The organism is Arthrobacter sp. 10T413_2 (assembly GCF_056394205.1).
The window spans coordinates 63,357-83,882 of sequence record NZ_JBFTHK010000002.1 but is presented as its reverse complement, the minus strand read 5'-3'; the positions used below and the strand labels follow the sequence as shown (position 1 = coordinate 83,882).

Here is a 20,526-nt window from a genome sequence, read left to right as displayed (position 1 = left end):
CCCGGCAAACCGCGGTGTCACGAAGCCGGCGGCAACGGGCCGACGGATTCGCCAGACTTCGAGCATCTTCCGGGCACGTGCGTAGGTGACGGCGAGCCGTTCGGCTTCTCTGCACTCAAACACGACGGCGGGGATCGAGCCTGGCAGCCAGGAACCAGGCCAACCACCCATGAGGGAGACATCGTGGCATCTTGACACGCTTAAGATCCCGGAATACCTTCGGCCTTAACGAGGCACTTCGCCCGTTTCTCACTGGTTTTTTCACAGTATCACTCGGCGCTCTACGCGGGCCGCTGACGCCTGGCCGCGAAGCCAGGAAAGGACAGACCCTCCTGTGCCAGCTCCGGAAAGTTTGGGGACCACAGCAAACTGTGGCACCCGGCAGCGCCCCGGGAACGGCCGGGAACGACGACCTGACCGGGCGGCCCGACGGCGTGTGGGTCTGCGCGTCCGGCCGAGGCACGACGCCTGGGGGATCCAATTTCGGTCTCTCGCCAACAAGGAGTCGGAAATGTCTGAAGGTGTTGGATTGATTGAGCGGTTTTACAAGGACGTCATAGAGAGCGGTAACCTTGCCCTCATTGATGAGCTGGCCGCGGATAGCTACGTGGATCACGAAATGGCCCTGCCCGGGCAGCCGTCCGGAAAAGATGGCGTCAAATTCTTTGTGAACACGATGCGGTCGGCTTTCCCGGATATCAAGGTCAAGGAGATCGAGCCCTCAGTGACGGCCGGAAACATGGAGGCGTGCCACGTGGTTCTCGCGGGTACGCATCGTGGGGACCTGGCCGGCATCCCCGCAACGGGAAAGAGTGTCGAGTTCGACTGCACTGACATCATCCGTGTCGAGGGAGGCAAGGTGGCCGAGCATTGGGGCACCACGGACAACCTGAGCCTCATGCAGCAGATTGGCGCCGTGGCCGTTGGCTGAACTAGGCGACGAACAACAGGGCCGACGCCCCGCAAAGAAAAAGTGGCTGTCCACGTTCCCTACAGGGAAACGCGGACAGCCGTTCGACGCCGGCACCGTTCGACGACGGCATCGTCGACGTCGGCAGCGTTGCTGTCAGCGCCCGGCAATGTGCTCCGCAATGTACTCGGCATCGCGCCCCACGCCGGCCACGATCGCCGAACTGTGCCCGGTAAGCCACGGCAGTCCGACGGCGTAGAGGCCCGGGTGTTCGGTGACGCCGCGGCTGTGGCGGGGGTAGTTCCATTCGTCCAGTACCGGAATGTCCAGGATGCCGAAGTCGAGCCGGTAGCCGGTGGCCCACAGGACGGACGTCACGCCCTCCGCTGCCAGGTTCAGCCCCGCCGGCTCTGAGGGAAGCCAGTTGTCGGCCGGCCGGAGTTCAGCCTCCGGCGCTTCGATCCCGGCGGCGGCGATGTACGCATCGAGCATCGGTCGGAGGCGCTGGCTGAACCCGGCCTCAACGGTGGCGAGGCGCTCGGCGAGGTCATCGCTGAAGACGAGGTCGCCGTCGTCGGCTGCGTCCAGGTGACCGTGCAGCCGGACGCCGCGGCGGCCCAAATCCCTCAAGCGGATGTCGTGGCCGCCGTCGGCGCCGGTCAGCAGCGGGTTGCAGGCGAACCGGGCCGCGGGGGAGGGCAGCTGTGCCACGGTAAGTCCGTTCAGCCCGTACTCCGGGCCGTGCAGGCCGAGCTGCATGATCCAATAGAAGGTGTCCTTGCCACGGTACCGGCGCGGCGCCTCCGGGCAGGCGGACACCGCCAGACGGACGTCGCGGCCAGCCGCCAGCAGCTCCTCGGCGATCTGGCCGCCCGACTGGCCCGTCCCCACAATCAGGACGGCGCCGTCCGGCAGCTGGGCCGGGTTGCGGTACTCGTTGGTGTGAAGTTGCAGAATGTGCCGGGGCAGCCGTGCCGACAGTGCGGGCATTTTCGCTTTCTGGAAGCCACCGGTGGCCAGCACCACGTTGCGGGCGCGCCAGCTGCCCTGGGTTGTTTCCACGTCGAAGGCACCGCCGTGTGCGGGGGCGATGCGCGTGACGTCCGTGCCAGTGCGGACCGGCGCACCGATAGCCTCCGCATAGTGCCGGAAATAGTCCACCACGGCATCCCGCGGCATGAAGGCGTCCGGGTCCTCACCCGAGTAGCGCATGCCCGGCAGCGATAGCGAGAAGTTCGGGGTGTTTAGGCAGAACCCATCCCACCGGTCCTGCCAGGCACCGCCCAGGGCGGCGCGCCGGTCCAGCACTTGATGCGCGACGCTGGCCCGGCCGAGCCAGTAGCTCATGGCCAGGCCCGCTTGGCCTCCGCCCACTACGAGCGTGTCCACCTCAGCGTCCATCTTCGCCCACCGCCTCGATCTGTGCACCACAGGCCGGCTGTTCGGGAAGCACCATCCCGGGGAGAGGGACGGCCCGAGTAGGTCCCATGCGAGGAGCTTACGCCCGGTCTGGGCCGGTTTACATGGGACCGGCTCGTACGATTCAACTGATCTCGACGGCTTCACCGCTCACGACAATCCCGCCGGTCGGGGGAATGTCGACGGTGAGCACGCTCGGGCGGCCGACATGGCTGCCTTGGTGCACCACCACCCGGCGTGGCGGCTCCACGAGCGCTAGCAAGCGCAGGTATCCGCCGAAAGCAGCGGCAGCCGACCCGGTCGCCGGATCTTCGGTGATGGTGCCCACCGGGAAAAGGTTGCGCGAGTCGAACTCGCCCGGCCCCATCTCGTAGAGCGTCGTGACGGTGCCGGCCCAGTTCTGGGCATCCATCAGCGTGCGCATGATATCCGGGTCGAACACGAACGAGTCAAAAGTCTTTCGTTCTGCGAAGACGAGAATGGGGTGCCAGTTTCCGGCAAAGGCGATCATCGGCGGGTACGCCGGGTGCAGCTCATCCCGGGCCACTCCGAGCAACCCGAGCAGGGTGCTCAGAACACCGTCGGGGAACTCGGCGATTCGCGGCTCCACGCTCGTGAAGGATGCCGTCACCGCTGAGCCCTGGCCTGCAGTCTCGATCGCGACAGGCCCAACCGGCGTGTCGAAAACAAAGGTCCCCGTACCGTCACGCCCTGACAGCGCGATGGCCAAAGCAATCGTGGCATGGCCGCAAAACTGCACCTCGGCAATCGGGGAGAAGTACCGCACACGGTTCCGGCGGGAGTCCCCGTCAACCGACACCTCCGTGACAAAGACCGTCTCGGCATATCCGACGTCGGCCGCGACGGCCTGCATCCGGGCATCATCGAGTCGGGTTGCGTCCAGGACTACTCCCGCCGGATTTCCGCCGTCGGGGGTGGTGGTAAAGGCGGCATAACGCAGGACTTCCGTGGTCTGTTCCATTCGGACATCGTCGCACAGCGGTCCAGATGGCGGAGGCCGCCATGCGCCCTGCTGGCCGTACTTTTCTAGGCGTGGGCGTCCGTGACAACGCGAAGTTTCTCAAACGAATCAGTCCAGCCTCCGCGGTGCAGTTCAAGGCGTTCGTCCGTCAGGAACGGTCCCTGCGAGAGCATCAGGCGAGAGGCATTCTCTGCTTCCGCAAGCGAGAGATCGACGACGGTTTCACGGTCATCGGGAGTGGGTTCCTCCCAGACGAAGGTGTAGACAAGGCGCCACGGCGGGTCGATTTCCAGGAACTTGCCGGAGAGGTGGAAGGGCTCGCCGTCGGGCGGCTTCATGGTGAGGCGGTAGCGACCGCCCACCACGAGGTTGAGTTCCGCCTCGGGGATGGTGAAGCCGTGCGGGCCCCACCACTTCACCAATTCGGCTGGCTCGGACAACATCCTGAAAATGCGTTCACGGGGCTCGTTGAGCGTGCACTCCAGATTCAGGATCAGGCCGCCGGGCTGCTCGTTCATTCTTCAACTCTGGCACCGGGCGGGCGCTGACGGAAGCAGTGTTGCCGACACGGCGGTGCTGCGCGCAAGACGTCAGTCGGATACCACGCGGCCCTATTTCCGCAGACACAAATCGGTCCATAATGACCACATAAGCTTCGGGGAACCCTCGCGCTGGTGATGGGTGGCGCGGCGTTGAAGAGTCCCAGGTGGCTGCCCCGGCTTTGCGCAAGGGACGGCCACGGGCTCCGGACAGGATTCCGGGGACCGAAACCGGGGGGAGCAACGCCATCGCTGCGAACATCAACGCACTGAAGGGAATCATCATGCTCAAGGATTCAAACATCATGGCTGTCCTCCCTGCGAAGGACATCAACAGGGCGAAGGAGTTCTACCGGGACAAGCTGGGAATCGAACCCTCCGAATCCATGGAGGAGGGCAGCGTTATGTACAGCTGCGGCCAAGGAACCCGCTTCCTTGTTTACCAGACAGAGAATGCAGGGACAGCCAAGAACACCCAGTTGGGCTGGGAAACGGACAATCTCGAACGCGAGATGGAGGAACTGCGAGGCCGCGCCGTCGTCTTTGAAGATTACAATTTTCCCGGCCTGAAGACGGAGAACGGCATTGCCACCGCTAGCTGGGGGAAGGCAGCCTGGTTCCTGGACAGCGAGGACAACATCATCAGCATCTCCCAGCGCGCGTAGGCCGGAGTCTGACACCGATCAACGACTCATAACATCGCTACCGCCGGCAACGGAGCCGGAGGGAACTGGACCGCGCCTTCAAGGCGGGAGCCGGTTTCGAGCCTGACGTCGCCGCTGGACTGGACAACTGGACTGGGCAACGAGCGCGTTCAGAACAGCAGGGTTCGCAGCAGCGGCTACCCGCACGCTAGTTCGTGTCGGGTTTCCCACCTCGGAGGTGCCGGTGGTGCAGCTCGTAGCTGTCGAACACATCGGAAGATGTGGCTCCGGAATGGCCGAATTTGCCGCGAAGGACCTCCGCGAGTCCGTCCAGCGCCGCGTGGAGCATCCGCCCAGCGAACTGCAGTTCAGGGCTCTCGCTGCGCTGGGCCTGGGATGCCAGCTCCTGGGCGTAGGCCACCGTGGCGGGCAAGGAGCCGCGCTGCTCAATTTCACGGAAGTAGTAGGTTTCATGGAACGCAAGCAGGTCTATGGTCACCGTAGCTACGTTTCCGGCAATTGCCTCCAGCAATCCGGTAGCGTGACTGGGCTCCATGTCCAATACACCGGCCGGACCGGCAGCCTCCCTGAACAGAGTCAGCTGGTGGGCAAGGGCCCGGCGGCGGTTCAGGGCCGGGAACGTCTGCAGGATCCAAGTGACCGTTGCTGTCAGCAAACCGAAACCGGTGACGGCCTGGAAGGCGACAACCAGCCTGAGCACCGGATCCGTTGCCACGATATCGCCGAACCCCACGGTGGAAAGAGTGACCATAGAGATGTAGAGGGCTTCGGCAAAGTCGGCCCGCAGCGGAACCCCGGCTCCGTATACAAAACCGTCCGTCAGATGGGGCAGGTATAGCAGAGCCCAGCCGATGGCCGCCAAGCCTGCCCAGGTACCAATGACGGCGGCCATCGCCAAGGGGGCTGCTATGAAGGAGCCCCGGCCCCGCAGTTTTCTTGATACAAGCCAGAATCCGCGCATAATCGCCCGGCCCAGAGGACCGGAACCGTGCGGATAAAGGAGTGTGCGAAAGACGTCAATGAGCATCAGCAGAACCAGCCCGGTCCCCAAAACCGTCCAGAGCGTGTCCTCGAAGTCCATGCCTCATCTTATGGGCGGTGCTCTTTGAGGAGCAGCCACACGGTCCGGGCAACGGGCCCGCAGGACGGCCCCCGACGGGCGGGGTCCCCCCGCTGTGCTGAGAGCCTTCCAACTGCTGGTCATCCTGTTCTTCGTGACCGGCCCCGTGGTGTCGACCCAGGGCGCCAGCGGCCTGGGCAGCAGCCGTTTTTCAATTGACACCTCGAGCTTCGCCACCATCTCGACCCGGCATCTGGGCGCTTCGGTCTATGCAAGTAAACCCCGCCAGAACGTCGAGCTGGCGGGGTTTACTTGCGATCGCAGTGGTCGGGGTCGGGCGAATGCGACTGGCTATTTAGCCACGGCTGCAGTTGGGACGGACGTTCTCGAGAACGTCGGGAAGCCGGGCTTGGTCCCGGTGACCTTGAACTGTCACAAATCGAACTGTGACAGGCCGCTAGAGACCAGTCTTGCTCACTCCGTACTCTGCCTGCGCCGGGCTGAAGCCCTCGTAGGTCAGTTGGTCGATCAGCCCGGAACGCGAGAAGGACTGGTATTCGAGGTAATCCTTGGCTTTTTTGGCTGCCTGCTCGTTCCAGTCGACTGTCACGCGGTCAACAGCCCAAGTCGCATCCGGTGTCGAATACTTCTCGTAGACCAGCTGTTCGATCAGACCCTTGCGCGAGAAGGCTTGGTAATCGAGGTAATCGGCAGCTTTCCGCAGAGCGTTTTGCTGACTGGTCGTCCCAGCTTCAGCGGCAGCCTTAGCAGCAGCGTCAGCCTCTGCCTTCGCCGCCTTGGCAGCAGCGTCAGCGTCCGCCTTGGCTTTGGCAGCAGCGTCAGCGTCGGCCTTGGCTTTAGCGTCAGCCTCGGCCTTCGCCGCCTTAGCAGCAGCGTCAGCGTCAGCCTTGGCCTTGGCGTCGGCCTCAGCCTTGGCGACCGCGGGATCCTCCGTTGCGGTCGCTGTCGGGGTAGCCGTAGCGCCACTTACGGCGGAAGCGGGTGAGGCGGACGATGTGGCAGCTCCTGCGCGGCTGGCATTGATGATGATGCTCAGGAGGAGGAAGGCGGCGGTGACGATCAGGGCAATTTTCTTGTGCTTGTCGTAGCCCTCCAGCGGAAGACCCTGCTTATCGCGGGTTTTGTTCGCCAGTACGAGGATGAGATCGACCAGGGCCCAGATGCCCAGGCCACCGAAGGTGATCAGCTTGAGGATGCCGGTTCCGACTTTGCCCAGATAGAAACGGTCCACGCCGAAAACGCCGAGGAGGAGGGAGAACAGCCATGTCACGAGGAAAGACTTATTGCTCTGTTTTTCCTGTCCATATCCGTATGCCGGGGGATAGGGGGCGAGGTTCGGGGGCTGGCTCATGAGAGTCCTTTCATAGGACACCTGACCGACGTGCGATGCGAAGCGTGCGGAGTGGGTGCGGTGATGGACGCACATAGGGGGAACCCAGCGTGGAGCGCGGGCCGCCGAGGCGGTTCATCGCGCCAGCCAACAGTTACAAGCATGTTCGCTTCCCCCAGTAGCGTCACGGGCGTAAGTGCCCGCAAAACGGATGCTACACGTTCATTCCCGAATTGAATGCAATCGCATGGAAAAAAGACATCTCGAGCGACGTTCGGAAAGCGCCAGCGTTCAATAGTGGTTAGCCTGTCGGTGTCCCGAGGCGGAGGCCTCGGGTGTGGACTGAGAGCCGCAGTCTGATAGCAATAACGGGCTGCAACCGCCGAGCCCCCTGGGGGGTGACGCTGACCGTCCCCGCCGATCGCCGCTTCTTGACGTTGTAGGACGCAATATTCGACATCTGCAAATGATCCGCGACGAGAGATCGGCTCTGGGGGCTTGCTGGATGTAATCTGTGAACGATCAGACCACGGCACGCGGACCGCGCGGCGTCACATCAGCTTGATCCATGTTGCCGCGGCTAGTCTGGCAGCGGTCCCAACACTACCCACGGGGAACCTTGACTGAGAACTTTCCGCCGCTCTTGCCCGCATCGCAGGCGCCCCAATCGACACCGCAGTACCCGGCCCCGCAGCCCGAGGGCTACGGCCAGCCGCAGTTCCAGGCACCGATTCAAGAGGCTCCGCCTCAGTATGCCGCGCCAGGTGGATACCCCCGCCAGCCGCAGGCCTATGGGCAACACAAAGCCGTGTACCCGCCGCAGGGTTATGCGGCCCCTGGACCGTACGCTCAGCCACTACCAGGCCCGTATAACCAGCAGCCGAGCCAATGGGTTCCGGCCGTTTCAAAGGGTCCCATGTCTTCCGGCTACCGTGTCGCGTCCGGCATCGTAGGGATCGCTCTTGGTACGTGGCTATTCGTCCCGTCCATCGCCGGCTTCAGCGCAGGCGGCGGCACGGCATTTATGGCATTCCTCATCTTGGTAGCGGCACTGGGCAACATCACTGCCGGCATCGTCCTCCTGTCCAACCAGCGCAGCCGGAGCCACGGATCACCGATGACGTCCCTGAGCTTCGCCGGCCTTGCCTTGCTGTTGGGACTCATCGGTCTGGCCCTGCCGTATTTCGGGGCGGCCCTGCTCGTAACCTCGCTTCTTCTGGCCGCCCCCGTCCTCATCGTCATGGGCCTTGGGCTGTCACGGGAGAAGCGCGGCGCCTAATCGGTCGGGCACAGGAAGGTCCCGCACCAACGAACCATGCGGGACCTTCCTGTTGTCGTCGGGGTTTGTTGATTTACAGCCATCAGTAAAAATCCGGTCAGGCGGTTGGTTTGTTCCGCGGGCACGGTCGAGGCGAAGCTTCCCCCACTGGATGCGGCAGTCGTGTACCGAAAGCGGGTCAGCTGTGGAGTGCGTCCATGGCTTTGGCCGCGGTCTGGATGCTCGTCCACCCGCGCCGGCCCGCGGCGGCGGTCCGTGCGTCGAGTCCGGCGCCGTTGTTCTGCAGGATGGCGACCAAGGTGGCATCGACAATGTCCTGGCGGAGCTCGGCCAGCCAGGCGGCCCGAATGTTCGGCATCACCGGCACCCGCGCGTGGACAGTGATGTAGTGCCCGCCCATCATCGCCACCGCAACGCAGCCAATGCCGACGAGGACGAGTTTGAGCAGGTCTTCCCGGTCGGTAGCGACGATGTAGGTCGGCAGTGCGATGAGCCCGACCATCAGGATGGCGCGCAGGGCAAAGACCTCCCGTGCGCTGCCGGAGGACCGGCGCCGGCGCATCGTCGCCGCCAGACCCTTGTTCCGCACGGCCTCGGCCTTCAGCCGCCACTGGCGCTGGCTGCCCAGGTGCAGTTTGACGAGGGCGCGGGCGGCCGCCAGTTCTTCGGGGTGGGCGGCCCGCATTGCCCTCACAAGAGGGTTGTCGTTGTCGGCCCAGGAGCTGGTCAGCCGGCGGTCGATGGCGGCGGCCATCTCGTCCAGCCCGAGGCGCGCGGCACCTTCCGCGGCTTCCTCCACGCGCAGTGCGGCGGCCGGAGCCGCCTCCTCACGCGCATAGCTCTCGGAGCGGGATCCGTAGCGCGGCGTTCCGTCGCCGAGCCGATATTCGTTACTCATGGCTCTCCCCAATGGTGATCATGCCGCGTCCGTGCGGTAGCCGCACGCCGGGTCGGGGCCGGCAACTCTGCCGGCCCGAAACCCATTGTGCGGGGAACGGGCACGCATGACGACCTCGGACCCGTTTATTGCGGCAGCTAGGCGGGTCGGGCTTTGCCGGGGCCTCCACGGCCCGACCCGTCCGGGCGATGTGCTCCCAGCCCTGCATCAGCACACGGGAGCCGCCTGTGGACGTCGCCAGTTTTGACGCCACCCTTGCGGGTCGCCGCACGTTGATGCGGCGGACTGCAGATGAACCTGGATCGTTGAACGAACGGCCTGATTTGACGCGTAGGAGTACGAGTTCGACCGGCAGGTGCTTCGCGCAGTTGCACGACAGGAGAAAGTAGGGTGCCGCTCGTAGCGCCCCTAGCGGCAGACGGATTGGAACGTGGTGGGGTCACGTCCTCTGCTCGGCGACACACTAGGGGAGCGGAGCCAGCGTTTCCGCCAGGACGCCGCTGACGAAACGCAGGATCTCCTCGCCGGCCAGGACTCCGGAAGCCGAAGTCACCGTCAGGTTCGGCAGGGTGAACGAGTCGCTGTCGAGTTCGCCGTGCGATGGACGGATCGCGATGTCCGCCAGCTCGAGGATGCCCGCATCCAGCCGGGAGTCGCCCGCGGCTACAAGAAGACCTGATCCGCTCCGCCGCCGGACCTCGTCCACAGCGGCTTCCTTGGTGATCGGGGCCGGCACACAGTAGAGCTTCCGCCCCTGCAACGACGTCGTCCAACCGCGGGCCTCGCACCAGGCGCCGAGCTCGTCCAGGTACGCGTCAGGTAGCGCCTGCCGGTCAACGATCGAGTACACAAAGTATTCTTCGGCGGTCCGGACCCTCAAGACGGCGGGGACTGCCGCGCCGCCCCTGAGGTGGCCCAACACGTCGTCCAAGGGCGCAGAGTCTGACCCCAAAGACCGCTGGATGTGCCGCGACCAGTCGCCGTCCGGCTCGCCGTCGTGCAGCAGCACGGCGCCGTTCGTCGTCACGGCGTACCCGCGGCCGGACCCGGGCAGCCGCACGCGGGAGAACTGCGCCCGGGTGCGGGTGGTGACGGGCACGAAGACGCTCCGCTCCACGATCTCTTCGAGCAGCTCCTCCGCGGCCCGGGTCATAAACGACAGCGGTGCCGCGTCGTAGACCTCGGCGACCACCATCCGGGGCGCCAGGTGGTCGCTTCCCACGAGCGCCATGGAGTTCGCCGAATAGATCAACGTGCGGTCCAGATCGCTGGCCACCATGACCGGCGCGCCACTTGAGTGAACGCTCATACGTCCACCACGGTCTTGCCGTCGGCGCCGGTTGCTCCGGGCGTGTGCAGCGGATGGATCAGTCCGACGCAGCTGTAAGCCAGGTCAGGGACCTCCATCACCTCGACGCCGCGCTGTTCGGCCAGATGCAGCACGTGGGCGAGCTCCGGCACAGCCTCGGGGCGCACCAGCACCTTCCAAGGTACGCGCCGCAAGAGGACCCTGGTGGTTTCGCCGACACCTGGTTTGACCAGGTTCACGTTGTTGATGCCGAAGGTGCGGCTGATCTGCTCGACGGCGGACCATCCGGACCAGTCTGCTTCCGGGAGCCTTGCGATGTCTGAAGGTGCGTGCGCTGCTGCCCGCAGGACATCGTCCCGGACACCGGGGAACTGGGCCGTGACGGCTGCCAGGAAGTCGCCGGAGACGTCGCTGCCAGCCAGTTCCGAGTAGAACTTGGCTCCGTGGAAATCGCCGGGGCTAATCAGCGCTTTGTTGAAGACAGTCCGGGAGACGAGTCCGGAAACGGTCGAGTTTAGGCAGGCCGAGGGGACCAGATAGTCATCTCGCGTGCCGAAGATCCGGACGCAGTGCCCCGGGTCCGCGAGAACGGCAAGGTCGGGACGGAACGCCGGCCCATCGGTCTGTCGGAAGAGTTCGACGGCGGCGGCGAGTTCGCGGGCGATGGCGCCCTTGCCGGTCCAGCCGTCGACAAACATGATGTCGTCCGGGTTGTGCCGGGACGCGAGATAACCGAGGGCGGTCTGGTCGATGCCGAGCCCACGCACGATGCTGATGGCGTAGTGCGGCAGCTTCAGTCCGTGGACTTCCCAGGCCCAACGTTTCATCAGGATGCCAACGGGAGTTCCGGCGCGGGCGAGGGAAACCAGCACAGGTGCGTTGCCGCGCAGCTTCAGGACTTGCTCGGTAAGCGTTCCTACGGCGTGGGCGATCCTGGTGGCCGTGCTCTCCAGCGCTGCCTGGAACAAGGTGCCGTATTCGGGCGAGGGTTCGTACTCCTGCGGCAGCGATTCGGCGTAGCTGGCCTTCCCGGACTGGATGGCGGCTTCACGTTCTTCCCTCGGCGCTTCCAGCTGCGCGGAACTCAGGTCCTTTAGTAGCCATTCGACGTCCTCGGGCAGATAGGAGCCGAAGGCGGGTCCGAGCAGTGGCGTCGGGAACGGTGGCTGGCCCGGCAACATGACCAGTCGGACATCGTCCGTGCTGCCGGAGACGGCCTCGGCGATCTTGCCGGGGGCCAGAAGTGCGGACTCCGCGGTGCCGGGTTCTGCCATGATCAGCACCGTATCGAAGCGCCCGTCCGGGTGCATGAAGTTGTAGGCAAACCGCGGCCCGGGCCCGTCAGGGGCGTCGTCGTCGCTGCCGAAGGCAATCGCCGAACGGATCGCGTAGTCCGGTTCGTCCAGCGCGGCGATCGGTGAGCGGGTACTGGTGGAATAGCGGATGTCGGCGTCAGGGCGCAGCTCCTGCAGCCGGGCGGCGACCGCCAGGGGCAGTGCCATGAATTCCTCCGTGGCGAGCACCAGCACCCGGGCCTCCGCTTCGCCGCGGTTGCCAAGGGCCGCGGCCAGGGCGTCCGCAATGCCCGCCGCCTGGTCCGGATTGGGACGCCCGGCCACGCCGAAGCGGGGGCTGCGGATGGGTGGCACGATTCCGCGCAGGTCCAACAGTTGTATCCGGCCCGGTCCGGTGACCGCGGCCCGCGAGAGCGGGATGGTGCTGATGAGCTCCGCCGCGTCCGAAGCGAGCGTTTCCGGCAGCTGGATGCCTCCCTGCGCCAGTGCCACGGCGCTGATCCTTGCTCCGAGTTGGCGTGCCAGCTCATCAAGGCGGTCCCGGTCTGCCGTGGAGCGCAGGTCTACCAGGGAGGCGACGATGTAATGGCGGTGCGGTGCGATGCGGTGCAGTTCGCGGATGGTGTTGATGATCGTGGCGCCGGTGCTTAGCTCGTCATCCACCAGGACCACGGTCTCGGCCAGGTCGAGGGCGGCTCGGCTGGTCGGCAGCAAGCGGTGGGAGGTTGCGTGCGAATGCATTTCCTCGAACGCGCCGTAGGGCTCCACCCGGCTGTTGCTCTGCCGGGTGGAGTGGATGTAATAGGTCCCCAGTTGCCCGGCCACCAGCTGGCCAAGCCCGGTGGCGGTTTCGGCGTAACCGACGGTCACGACGCCGGGAAGTTCTGTTTGCCATCGGGCGAGCAGTTCGCCCAGACCGGCCACTTCGGCAATCCTGCGGCGTCGCTCGTCCTCGCTCCGGGCCGTGCCGCCTTCCAATAGGCGCGCCAGCCTTCCCGCCGCCTCGTTGATGACGGCGGTCAGCGATCCGGCACCGCGAGAACGGGCGTCTGCATCCGGACCGGCAGCGGCGGGCACCTGGAGTTCCCTGCGGACCAGAAGCCCCAGAAGCTGTCCCGCTGACGTCGCGATCCCGGGTTCGGTGGGGACGTGCTTGGCGAGCACCCGGGAGACGAGCAGATGGGCCCTTTTGGGATTGTGCCGTAGCGCCAGCCCGACCAGTGCTGTCACCGGCAGCACACTGCGGCTGTGGTCTGAGGACAATTCGACGCCCAGGGCATCGCGCACGTAACCGCCGCTCCAGGGAGCATCCGTAGAGAGTTGCTTCACCGCATGCTCGCTTCCAGTAGTTCGACAAAACTGACGCCAGGCCTCGCGACCCCGAAGGCCCTGGCACGCAACAGGGTGCGCTCGGCCCATGCGCGGTGTGGTTTCAACTCATTCATCTTGTTTCCATAGGACGATGCTTTGACACCACCGCCTGCGCTCCCGGCGATGTCCAGGGCATCGAGGTATTCCTCGTGGCTCACGACGCACATGGAGTGCACCACGGGCACGTGGCTGGGATGGATGACGGTCTTGCCCAGCAGCCCGTTGGCCAGATCCAATTCGATCTCTCGAATCAGGCCGTCCAGATTGTCCATCAGGATGCGCTGACGGAGCTCGCCCTCGTTGACGGCTTCGAACGGCGTAGATCGCAACTGCGGCCTCAGGACCCGTTCTGTGTTGACGAAGTGTTCCCACACGGGGCCGGAGATGACCCAGCCGTCATTTGGGCGGCCAAAGATGTTCACGACGTCGCCTATGATGTTCGCGACGACCTTGACGTTGTAGATGGTCAGGTCGCGGGAACGCCGCAGGCCAAAGGCACTGGACATGTCCGTGGCACCGATCCGGACGCACAGCACCAGGTCACGGAACTCTTCGACCAGGGCCAGGTTGTCCGTCAGCACCCGGACGCGTGACTCCAAGTGGGTTGTCGAAAGGTCCTCGATGATCGGCATCGCCTTCAGGGGGTGTTCCTTGGAGTCCCCGGCGCGTCCTGCCTCTTCGTTCAACACCTGCAGTGCCTTCAGGAAGGCGCGCCCCCGGCCTGTCTCGTTCTCGAATTTGGGCAGGACGAAGCCATAGACGACTCCGAGGGCGGCACCTGCCCTGCGTCCGACGTCGAGCAGCTGTTCGGGCGTCCGGCAACGGATGAAAATCAGCGGGAGTTCGTCCGGATCGTCCAGCGACAGTTGCTCCAGTGCCACGAGGAGGTTCTCCTCCGCGGCGGGCACTTCCTCGTCGGGAACGGCGTCTTCGAGGCAGACGACGATGCTGAGGCACCCCGCCGCCGTCTGTTTCCGGATTCCGGCTGCCAGTGAGCTTCTGGTGGCCGGCGAATACAGAGTGGCACCCAGCGCGACCGCCAGCAGGCCGGGGTCCGAGGTGCGGTGAAGGAGTTCGGGGCGCAGGTGGAAGAGCCGGTCCCTGACGGATTCGGCCAAGGCTTTGAAGTGCTGCATTGTCCCCTAGTTGTGGTCTGCGGTGCGCTGCCGGATCAGCGCAGGTGGACCCGTTGGTCCAGCGGGAGGGTCATCGTGAAACCGAACATGGCCCAGATGGCCTTGTCAGACGCGTCTGCCGCGACGAACTCGGCGCGGATTTCCAGGACCGCGCCGACCCGCCCGACGTACAGAACGCTCCGCAACCCAGCATCGTTCCGGGCGGCAATGGCGGCGGCCGCGCCGTCGAAGACTCCGACCGTCATCGGGGCCTCACCTGCGACGAACAGGAGGCGGCGCACGAGCCGGACGTGACGCAGGGACACTATGCCGGCCCCGTCCTGCATGTCGGCCAGGGGCCGGTTTCCCGGGGTGAGGACGGCGGTGCCGGCCTTATGCCCCTCCGCGTGGTGGGCGCCCGTGGTGAGCTCCTGGTCCTCCCAAGCCACCGAGCGAACCCCGGCTACGAGGAGTGAGCCAATCGCGGATTGCCTGGCGTTCAGCCGAACCACCGGGTTGGCTTCGCCCAACTCGCGGACGCTGCCAAAATCCGGGGCCGGGAACAGCCGGTCCGATGCGGCCGGAGCGGGCCGGGGCGCCGGCTTTGAAGCCACTGAAGCCCTCGTGGACGGTATGCGCACCGGGCTGGCATTGAGCGTGAGTCCGCTGGAACCCGTCCGGCTTGCGTCGAGCGTCAATTCGTTGGACGACGGGCTGGCGCCGGGCTCAGGCGACGTTGCTGTACTTTGCGCAGTGGGTCGAAGAGGCTCCGGCTGCCCCACCGGCTTGCGGCGCCGGCTGAGGTACCCGATGTCGGTCCGCGGCGAGGTTCGGTTCAGCGCCATGTTCAGAGCCTCAACTTGAAGTCGGCGGCAACGGCTGCGAGCCCGGCCTCATAGCCCTGGCCGAGAGCACGGAATTTCCAGCCCCCGGCGTGCCGGTAGAGCTCCCCGAGAATCATGGCGTTGATCTTGTCGAGGTTCCCCCGCGGTACCGTGAAACGAAGGAGCTCCCGGTTTTGGTCGGTGGCGACCCGCAGGTAGGCGTTTTTGACGGCCCCGAAGGTACCTGGCCCCCGCACGTCCGGATCCACGTAGAGGAGCACGGCGATCTTGTGGACCGACTCGGGCACCCGGTTGAGGTCGACGTCGATCTGTTCCTGGTCTTCCGCGCCGGCGAAGGAGATGCTGCCTTCGGGGCTGGCGATCTGGTTGAAGAAGACCAGGTGGTCATCCGAGATGGCGCGGCCATCGGTCCCGCACATGATCACCATGGGGACCAGCTCGGCTTGCGGGCCGCGGCTAGGGACTATGTCCCAGCCGAGTCCCAGCATCACTTTGTCCAGTCCGGGGTTCTCAGCAGTGAGGGCGGCGTTGCTGCCCGCGACCATTGAAGCCACTAGCGTCCTTCCAGATGAAGACCATCAATATCAAACTTGTCCCTGAGGAACTGGCCGTGGACTGCCAGCTCCGTAATAGCCCCAGTGCGGACTTGGTTGTCCAGGTTTTGGACGGTGGAGTAGAGCGTGTCGAGCTGTTCCAGCAGCACCGTCGTGTCGGCGGATTCGTCTCGCCGCGAGCCAACGCCCAGCATCAGGTATGCCCGCAGCGGGGACGGAAGATAGTCGGTGATGACGGCGTTCAGCAGGACGCGCTGCTCGGTGGACGCCCCCGACCGGCCGATGTAGCCGATCAGGGCGCGCAGGATGTCGGTCAACTGCAGCACCTGTGACACCACGAGGGGAGGCAGTTGGTTGCCATTGGCCAGCACCATCTGTCGCAGCTCTTCGAGCGCGTTCCCGGTGAGTGTCAGTTCATCTGCAGCCGTATCGACGGCGGCGGGAGATTCGTCACTGGTGAAGGCGGCAGAGCGGGGCACCGCTCCGCCGCCAAACAGCGAGCCTAAGAATTTTGCGACCATAGCCCGTAAGCCTATTGCTCAGGCCTGATGACCACTAATTCCCTTCCTGCTGCCGCACCCTGTCCAGGTAGGGGCGGGCCCGTTCCAGCCCGGTTTCGAGGGCATGCACGGTGCCTTCCATGCTCTTGTTGGCCTGGGAGCGGAAGGTGTCGATGGCGTCCATGGTCTGGAAGACATTGTCGAACGCCTTCTGCAGCGTTTCCACGCTGACCCCGGAACTGGCCGCTTGCTGGTGGATCCGTGCGGTCTGATCCTTGAGCATCTCGCTGGTCTTCAGAATCATGTTGTTGGTCGTCGTGTTAATGGCGTCGATCTGATCCAGCACCATCTTCTGGTTCGCCAGCGCCTGGGCCACAATAACGGCAGTCCGCAGCGCGGAGATCGTCGTCGTGCGGGCCCGTTCAACGCCCTTGATCAGCTCGGTATTGTTCTTGCGGATCAAGTCGATAGCTAGATAGCCCTGCACCGAAACGGCCAGCTGGGTCAGAATGTCCTGGTGGCGCTGGCGGATCGGATACAGCACGTCAGAGTCGAGTTTGCCCGCCTCTTCGATCTGGCCCTGCATCTTCATCTCATCGACCCGGTTGGCTGTCGCCGTGTCCAGGGCCTTGGCGAATACCGCGTATTCGCTCAGCCCCTGCATCGTCTCCCACAGCTGGGTCTTTTCCTGCGCCAGGGAGGCGTTGTCCTTGAGCAGCGCGTCCTGGCCCGCCATCAGGGACTTGATGATCTTGTCGAGCTGGGTCTGGGCACTCTCATATCTCTGGAAATACTTAGCGAGCTTGTTGCCGCCCGGAATGATTCCAAGGATCTTCCGGCCGACGCCCAGGTCAGCGTTGTTGGGCGTGAGGTCTTCCACGGTGGAACGAAGCTCACCGAGCGTTGAGGCGACCTGCACTTGGGCGCTGCTGCCGGACTTCTTCGCGCCGGCCAGCGACGTGGACGACCGCTCCAGGAGCCGGCTCGAGGTGTTGGCGGATGCCACGAGCTGCTGGCCGCCAAGCCGGTTGATGCCATCGATCTTGCTGGAGTATTCGGGGCTGAACGGGCTCATGGCCGACACTTCGGTGATGAAGGCACGAGCCTGGGCGTTGATCTCCTGCTGGCGTTCGACCGGGACCGGGACCATGCCCGGGGCGTCGTCTTCCTTGACGATGCCCGGAGCCTCCGGAGCGTTCAGGACGAGGGGAGTCGATGATGACGTCTCTGGCGGAGTGAGTTGCATGCTCATAATTGCGTCTCTCTTTCTGTGGTCTCGGGGCTTAGCTGAGCTGCACGCCGAAGTCCGCGGCGATCCCGGCGAGGCCCGTCGCGTACCCCTGGCCGACGGCCTTGAACTTCCACTCGCCGTTATGCCGGTAGAGCTCCGAGAAAATCATGCAGGTTTCCGGCGCCGCATCCTCGCTCAGGTCGTAGCGGACCACCTCCGCGTCGCTCTCCTGGTTGACGACGCGGCAGTATGCGGAGCGTACCTGGCCAAAGTTCTGCCGGCGGGTGTCCGCCTGGTCAATCGAGACCACGAAGACGATTCGCTCAACATCTGCGCCCACGGCCGAGAGTTCGACGGCGACCACTTCGTCGTCGCCGTCGCCCTCACCGGATCGGTTGTCGCCTTTGTGGACTACTGAGCCGTCGGCTGCGGCCGGCTGGTTGTAGAAGATGAAGTCCGCAGAACTGCGGACCTTGCCGTCGGCGCCGAGAAGCAACGCCGAGGCGTCCAGGTCGAAGGCGTCACCGGTGGTCGTGCGAGGATCCCAGCCCAGCCCGACGAGAACCTTGTTCAGCCCCGGATCGGTCTTGGTGAGCGAGAGGTTACTGCCTTTGGTAAGCGTCAAGCCAGCCATGGTTGTTCTCCTTGTTCAGTCTGTCGGGTGTTGGAGGGATGGCCCGAGTTGCCCGGGCCATCCGGCTTTTAGTCCAGGGCGATGCCGAAGTCCGTGGCAACGCCACGGAGGCCCGAGGCATAGCCTTGGCCTACGGCACGGAACTTCCACTCGCCGCCATTTCGATAGATCTCGGCAAAGATCATGCACGTTTCCGCTGCGGCATCTTCTGTCAGGTCGTAGCGGACAACCTCGTTGTCTGTGTCCTGGTTCACGACTCTGCAGAATGCATCGCGGACCTGGCCGAAGTTCTGACGGCGCGCCTCTGCTTGGTCAATCGACACGACAATGACGATCTTTGCGATGTCTGCTGCGACCGAGTCGAGGTCGATCAGGATCTGCTCGTCGTCGCCTTCGCCCTCACCCGTTCGGTTATCGCCCTGGTGCACAATAGAGCCGTCCGGCGAGGACAGCTGGTTGTAGAAGATGAAGTCATCGTTGGAGCGGACCTTGCCGTCGGCGCGGACCAGGAGAGCCGAGGCGTCGAGGTCGAACTGTTCGCCGGCGGTGGTCCGCGGATCCCATCCGAGGCCGATCATGGCCTTGCGGAGCCCCGGGTCGGCTTTGGTCAGTGACAGGTTGCTGCCCTTGCTAAGAGTCAGGCTAGACAAGAGGTACTCCTTCAGTTCGGTGTGTACATTCGATAGAGCTAAAGACCTAGAGGGCGGATGCCGCGGCGCCGAGGACCTCGCCCGGTGTGCGTCCGTTAGCGGGCGTGCCGATGGCCTGGAAGTTCCAGACGTTCCCGTTCCGCGAAAGCTTCGAAATGACCATCGCCGTGTACGGTCCGGATTCGGTGAGGTCGTAGCGGGCAACTTCGGGACTGCCTGGAGCCGAGTCGTCGATAACGCGGCAGAACGCGTTCTGGACCATGTCGAAGGTCTGCTGGCTGTAGCTGGTGATGACAAACACGATGTGCGTGACGGCTGGAGACACATTTGGCAGGTTCACCATGAGGGTTTCGTCGTCGCCGTCCCCTTCGCCCGTCAGGTTGTCCCCTGTGTGGCGGATGGAACCGTCTTTGCTGGTCAGTTGGTTGAAGAAGACAGTGTCCAGGTGCTGGCCCTGCGCGTCAAACAGGATGGCTGACGCATCCAGGTCGATTTCCACCGTTTTAGTCCCGCCGAAGAATCCCTTTTTTGCGGGGACAGCCGAGTCCCAGCCGAGGCCCATACGGACGTTCGTCATCGAATCGCCGTTCTGCTTCGTCAGTGACAGCGACTGGCCTTTTTGCAGACTCAAACCCATTTAACTGCTCGCTTTCTTAGTAGTGGCTGTTGCCTTGATAAGTGATGTGGAGCTAGCTGTTTGCGTTCGCCGACTGGCGCGTTTGAGGCTGCTCAGCGACACGATTCCTCTTATTGCGTTGAACCGATCCGATAAATGCCGCACCGATAAACACGACGCCGATGAGGCCGGTAACGATCTCGTTGACGGGAACCACGATCGTAACCAGCAGGATTACTGCCAAGGCACCGATGGCCCAGTGTGCGCCGTGGTCCAGGTACTCGAATTCGTCCAGCGTCCCCTGCCGGACCAGGAACACGGTCAGGGAGCGGACGAACATGGCTCCGATGAAGCCCAGTCCGAGCGCGATGATGATCGGATCCGCGGTAATAGCGAAGGCTCCGATGACGCCGTCGAAGGAGAAGGATGCGTCAATGACTTCCAAGTACAGGAACAGCATGAGGGCGGCCTTGCCGGCCAGTTGAGCCGTACCGGAAGGGCCCGAGTGCACGACGAGGTCCGCATCCGCGGCATCAACGTCTCCGTCTTCATCGACGTCGAAGAGATTTCCGAGGCCGTTCACGAGGAAATAGGTGATCATGCCCAGCAGGCCCGCGAGCAGGACGATGCCCTGTTGCTCGCCGGATACCGCCCCGGCGATGGCCAGAGCCGCCAGGCCAATGATCAACGATGCGCCTTCGAGTTTGCCCAGCCGGGCGAGCGGGATCTCCAGGAACTTGATCCATTTAATATCCCGGTGGGCCAGGATGAAGTCCAGGAACAGCATCAGAAGGAACATTCCACCGAAGGCCGCGATCTGCGGGTGGGCTTCGTGCAGCAGATATCCGTAACTGCCTGGGGTGTGCGGGTCACCCTTTTCCATTGCCAGGCTGACAGCTTCCACCGGGTTCAGGCCAGCGGTGACTCCCACGATCAGCAGGGGGAAGAGGATACGCATACCGAACACGGCGATAATAATGCCCACGCTGAGGAACATCTTCTGCCAGAACGGGTTCATCCGCTCAAGGATTCGCGCGTTGACCACAGCGTTATCGAAGCTCAGGCTGATTTCAAGAATGCCCAAGATGAGGCAGAGAATCAGTGCCTGAGGGCCGCCATAAAGAAAAACGACCACCAATGCGATGAGGGTGACCGCGAACGACCAACCGAAAGTCTTGAGAAACACGCTGGAACAACTCCTGGAAACGACAGGTCCTGTCCAGTCAACGACGGCAGGACGGCGAAAATCGTCCCGGAAGTTATCCCCCAAGACTTCGTGCCAACATCATATGCGGCGGGTGCG

The 20,526-nt window shown here is 64.1% G+C and carries 20 protein-coding genes; 3 read left to right on the top strand and 17 right to left on the bottom strand.

The window, feature by feature from the left end:
- Positions 1-511: 511 nt before the first annotated feature.
- The gene (locus tag AC1DBQ_RS00940) at positions 512-931 is read left to right on the top strand and encodes an ester cyclase (RefSeq protein WP_344364522.1); all 420 of its coding nucleotides are present in this window, start codon (positions 512-514) and stop codon (positions 929-931) included.
- A 135-nt stretch (positions 932-1,066) separates the two neighbouring features.
- Here the strand turns inward: AC1DBQ_RS00940 and AC1DBQ_RS00935 are convergent, their stop codons facing one another.
- The 3 genes from AC1DBQ_RS00935 to AC1DBQ_RS00925 all read right to left on the bottom strand — a co-directional run bounded on the left by AC1DBQ_RS00935 (position 1,067) and on the right by AC1DBQ_RS00925 (position 3,829).
- A complete protein-coding gene (locus AC1DBQ_RS00935) occupies positions 1,067-2,311 on the bottom strand; it encodes a flavin-containing monooxygenase (RefSeq protein WP_476926698.1) in 1,245 nt (414 codons plus the stop codon).
- 142 nt (positions 2,312-2,453) lie between these two features.
- Positions 2,454-3,311, bottom strand: coding sequence for a PhzF family phenazine biosynthesis protein (locus tag AC1DBQ_RS00930; RefSeq protein ID WP_476926697.1), 858 nt, complete (start codon positions 3,309-3,311; stop codon positions 2,454-2,456).
- 65 nt (positions 3,312-3,376) lie between these two features.
- On the bottom strand, positions 3,377-3,829 hold the full coding sequence (locus tag AC1DBQ_RS00925; protein ID WP_476926696.1) for an SRPBCC family protein: 453 nt from the start codon (positions 3,827-3,829) through the stop codon (positions 3,377-3,379).
- 305 nt (positions 3,830-4,134) lie between these two features.
- On the opposite strand from AC1DBQ_RS00925, the gene AC1DBQ_RS00920 reads away from it, so the two are divergent.
- Positions 4,135-4,515: a VOC family protein gene (locus AC1DBQ_RS00920; RefSeq protein WP_476926695.1), complete on the top strand. Its 381-nt coding sequence runs from the start codon at positions 4,135-4,137 to the stop codon at positions 4,513-4,515.
- A gap of 187 nt (positions 4,516-4,702) precedes the next feature.
- Here AC1DBQ_RS00920 and AC1DBQ_RS00915 read toward each other — a convergent pair whose 3' ends face one another.
- Together AC1DBQ_RS00915 and AC1DBQ_RS00910 are read right to left on the bottom strand one after the other, a co-directional pair.
- Positions 4,703-5,596 (bottom strand): potassium channel family protein, encoded by an 894-nt coding sequence (locus AC1DBQ_RS00915; RefSeq protein WP_476926694.1) that lies wholly within the window; start codon positions 5,594-5,596, stop codon positions 4,703-4,705.
- Positions 5,597-6,032: 436 nt separating this feature from the next.
- Entirely contained in the window at positions 6,033-6,947 is a 915-nt protein-coding gene (locus AC1DBQ_RS00910) for an Ltp family lipoprotein (RefSeq protein WP_476926693.1), read from the bottom strand.
- 895 nt (positions 6,948-7,842) lie between these two features.
- Between AC1DBQ_RS00910 and AC1DBQ_RS00905 the strand changes: the two genes are divergently transcribed.
- Positions 7,843-8,205 (top strand): hypothetical protein, encoded by a 363-nt coding sequence (locus tag AC1DBQ_RS00905; protein WP_476926692.1) that lies wholly within the window; start codon positions 7,843-7,845, stop codon positions 8,203-8,205.
- 178 nt (positions 8,206-8,383) lie between these two features.
- On the opposite strand, the gene AC1DBQ_RS00900 is transcribed toward AC1DBQ_RS00905, so the two are convergent.
- From AC1DBQ_RS00900 to AC1DBQ_RS00845, 12 genes are all read right to left on the bottom strand, one after another.
- Complete coding sequence (locus tag AC1DBQ_RS00900) at positions 8,384-9,103, bottom strand: hypothetical protein (RefSeq protein ID WP_476926691.1); 720 nt, start codon at positions 9,101-9,103, stop codon at positions 8,384-8,386.
- Between the two features lie 463 nt (positions 9,104-9,566).
- A complete protein-coding gene (locus AC1DBQ_RS00895; RefSeq protein ID WP_476926690.1) occupies positions 9,567-10,412 on the bottom strand; it encodes an HAD family hydrolase in 846 nt (281 codons plus the stop codon).
- Positions 10,409-13,036 (bottom strand): phosphoribosyltransferase domain-containing protein, encoded by a 2,628-nt coding sequence (locus AC1DBQ_RS00890; protein WP_476926689.1) that lies wholly within the window; start codon positions 13,034-13,036, stop codon positions 10,409-10,411. Before AC1DBQ_RS00890 ends, AC1DBQ_RS00895 begins: the two co-directional genes overlap by 4 nt.
- Positions 13,033-14,214, bottom strand: a complete 1,182-nt coding sequence (locus tag AC1DBQ_RS00885; RefSeq protein WP_476926688.1) for an HpcH/HpaI aldolase/citrate lyase family protein — start codon at positions 14,212-14,214, stop codon at positions 13,033-13,035. The genes AC1DBQ_RS00890 and AC1DBQ_RS00885 overlap by 4 nt, the downstream gene beginning before the upstream one ends.
- Positions 14,215-14,249: 35 nt before the next feature.
- Positions 14,250-15,038, bottom strand: a complete 789-nt coding sequence (locus AC1DBQ_RS00880) for a hypothetical protein (protein ID WP_476926687.1) — start codon at positions 15,036-15,038, stop codon at positions 14,250-14,252.
- A 2-nt stretch (positions 15,039-15,040) separates the two neighbouring features.
- On the bottom strand, positions 15,041-15,583 hold the full coding sequence (locus AC1DBQ_RS00875) for a TerD family protein (protein WP_476926712.1): 543 nt from the start codon (positions 15,581-15,583) through the stop codon (positions 15,041-15,043).
- Positions 15,584-15,591: 8 nt separating this feature from the next.
- A complete protein-coding gene (locus AC1DBQ_RS00870; RefSeq protein WP_476926686.1) occupies positions 15,592-16,113 on the bottom strand; it encodes a hypothetical protein in 522 nt (173 codons plus the stop codon).
- A 34-nt stretch (positions 16,114-16,147) separates the two neighbouring features.
- Positions 16,148-17,344, bottom strand: coding sequence for a toxic anion resistance protein (locus AC1DBQ_RS00865; RefSeq protein ID WP_476926685.1), 1,197 nt, complete (start codon positions 17,342-17,344; stop codon positions 16,148-16,150).
- A gap of 31 nt (positions 17,345-17,375) precedes the next feature.
- Positions 17,376-17,957: a TerD family protein gene (locus AC1DBQ_RS00860; protein ID WP_476926684.1), complete on the bottom strand. Its 582-nt coding sequence runs from the start codon at positions 17,955-17,957 to the stop codon at positions 17,376-17,378.
- Between the two features lie 68 nt (positions 17,958-18,025).
- Positions 18,026-18,607: a TerD family protein gene (locus tag AC1DBQ_RS00855; RefSeq protein ID WP_344364561.1), complete on the bottom strand. Its 582-nt coding sequence runs from the start codon at positions 18,605-18,607 to the stop codon at positions 18,026-18,028.
- Positions 18,608-18,653: 46 nt separating this feature from the next.
- The gene (locus AC1DBQ_RS00850; RefSeq protein WP_476926683.1) at positions 18,654-19,244 is read right to left on the bottom strand and encodes a TerD family protein; all 591 of its coding nucleotides are present in this window, start codon (positions 19,242-19,244) and stop codon (positions 18,654-18,656) included.
- Positions 19,245-19,296: 52 nt separating this feature from the next.
- Positions 19,297-20,409, bottom strand: a complete 1,113-nt coding sequence (locus AC1DBQ_RS00845; RefSeq protein ID WP_476926682.1) for a DUF475 domain-containing protein — start codon at positions 20,407-20,409, stop codon at positions 19,297-19,299.
- Positions 20,410-20,526: the final 117 nt, after the last annotated feature.

What these genes read in the sequence shown, in the direction of transcription:
- AC1DBQ_RS00920 (WP_476926695.1), top strand. Translation starts at nt 4,135, where the DNA reads ATGCTCAAGGATTCAAACATCATGGCTGTCCTCCCTGCGAAGGACATC.
- AC1DBQ_RS00875 (WP_476926712.1), bottom strand. Translation starts at nt 15,583, where the DNA reads ATGGTCGCGGGCAGCAACGCCGCCCTCACTGCTGAGAACCCCGGACTG.
- AC1DBQ_RS00910 (WP_476926693.1), bottom strand. Translation starts at nt 6,947, where the DNA reads ATGAGCCAGCCCCCGAACCTCGCCCCCTATCCCCCGGCATACGGATAT.
- AC1DBQ_RS00880 (WP_476926687.1), bottom strand. Translation starts at nt 15,038, where the DNA reads ATGGCGCTGAACCGAACCTCGCCGCGGACCGACATCGGGTACCTCAGC.
- AC1DBQ_RS00930 (WP_476926697.1), bottom strand. Translation starts at nt 3,311, where the DNA reads ATGGAACAGACCACGGAAGTCCTGCGTTATGCCGCCTTTACCACCACC.
- AC1DBQ_RS00905 (WP_476926692.1), top strand. Translation starts at nt 7,843, where the DNA reads ATGTCTTCCGGCTACCGTGTCGCGTCCGGCATCGTAGGGATCGCTCTT.
- AC1DBQ_RS00860 (WP_476926684.1), bottom strand. Translation starts at nt 17,957, where the DNA reads ATGGCTGGCTTGACGCTTACCAAAGGCAGTAACCTCTCGCTCACCAAG.
- AC1DBQ_RS00915 (WP_476926694.1), bottom strand. Translation starts at nt 5,596, where the DNA reads ATGGACTTCGAGGACACGCTCTGGACGGTTTTGGGGACCGGGCTGGTT.
- AC1DBQ_RS00935 (WP_476926698.1), bottom strand. Translation starts at nt 2,311, where the DNA reads ATGGACGCTGAGGTGGACACGCTCGTAGTGGGCGGAGGCCAAGCGGGC.
- AC1DBQ_RS00925 (WP_476926696.1), bottom strand. Translation starts at nt 3,829, where the DNA reads ATGAACGAGCAGCCCGGCGGCCTGATCCTGAATCTGGAGTGCACGCTC.
- AC1DBQ_RS00885 (WP_476926688.1), bottom strand. Translation starts at nt 14,214, where the DNA reads ATGCAGCACTTCAAAGCCTTGGCCGAATCCGTCAGGGACCGGCTCTTC.
- AC1DBQ_RS00900 (WP_476926691.1), bottom strand. Translation starts at nt 9,103, where the DNA reads ATGAGTAACGAATATCGGCTCGGCGACGGAACGCCGCGCTACGGATCC.
- AC1DBQ_RS00850 (WP_476926683.1), bottom strand. Translation starts at nt 19,244, where the DNA reads ATGGGTTTGAGTCTGCAAAAAGGCCAGTCGCTGTCACTGACGAAGCAG.
- AC1DBQ_RS00870 (WP_476926686.1), bottom strand. Translation starts at nt 16,113, where the DNA reads ATGGTCGCAAAATTCTTAGGCTCGCTGTTTGGCGGCGGAGCGGTGCCC.
- AC1DBQ_RS00940 (WP_344364522.1), top strand. Translation starts at nt 512, where the DNA reads ATGTCTGAAGGTGTTGGATTGATTGAGCGGTTTTACAAGGACGTCATA.
- AC1DBQ_RS00865 (WP_476926685.1), bottom strand. Translation starts at nt 17,344, where the DNA reads ATGAGCATGCAACTCACTCCGCCAGAGACGTCATCATCGACTCCCCTC.
- AC1DBQ_RS00895 (WP_476926690.1), bottom strand. Translation starts at nt 10,412, where the DNA reads ATGAGCGTTCACTCAAGTGGCGCGCCGGTCATGGTGGCCAGCGATCTG.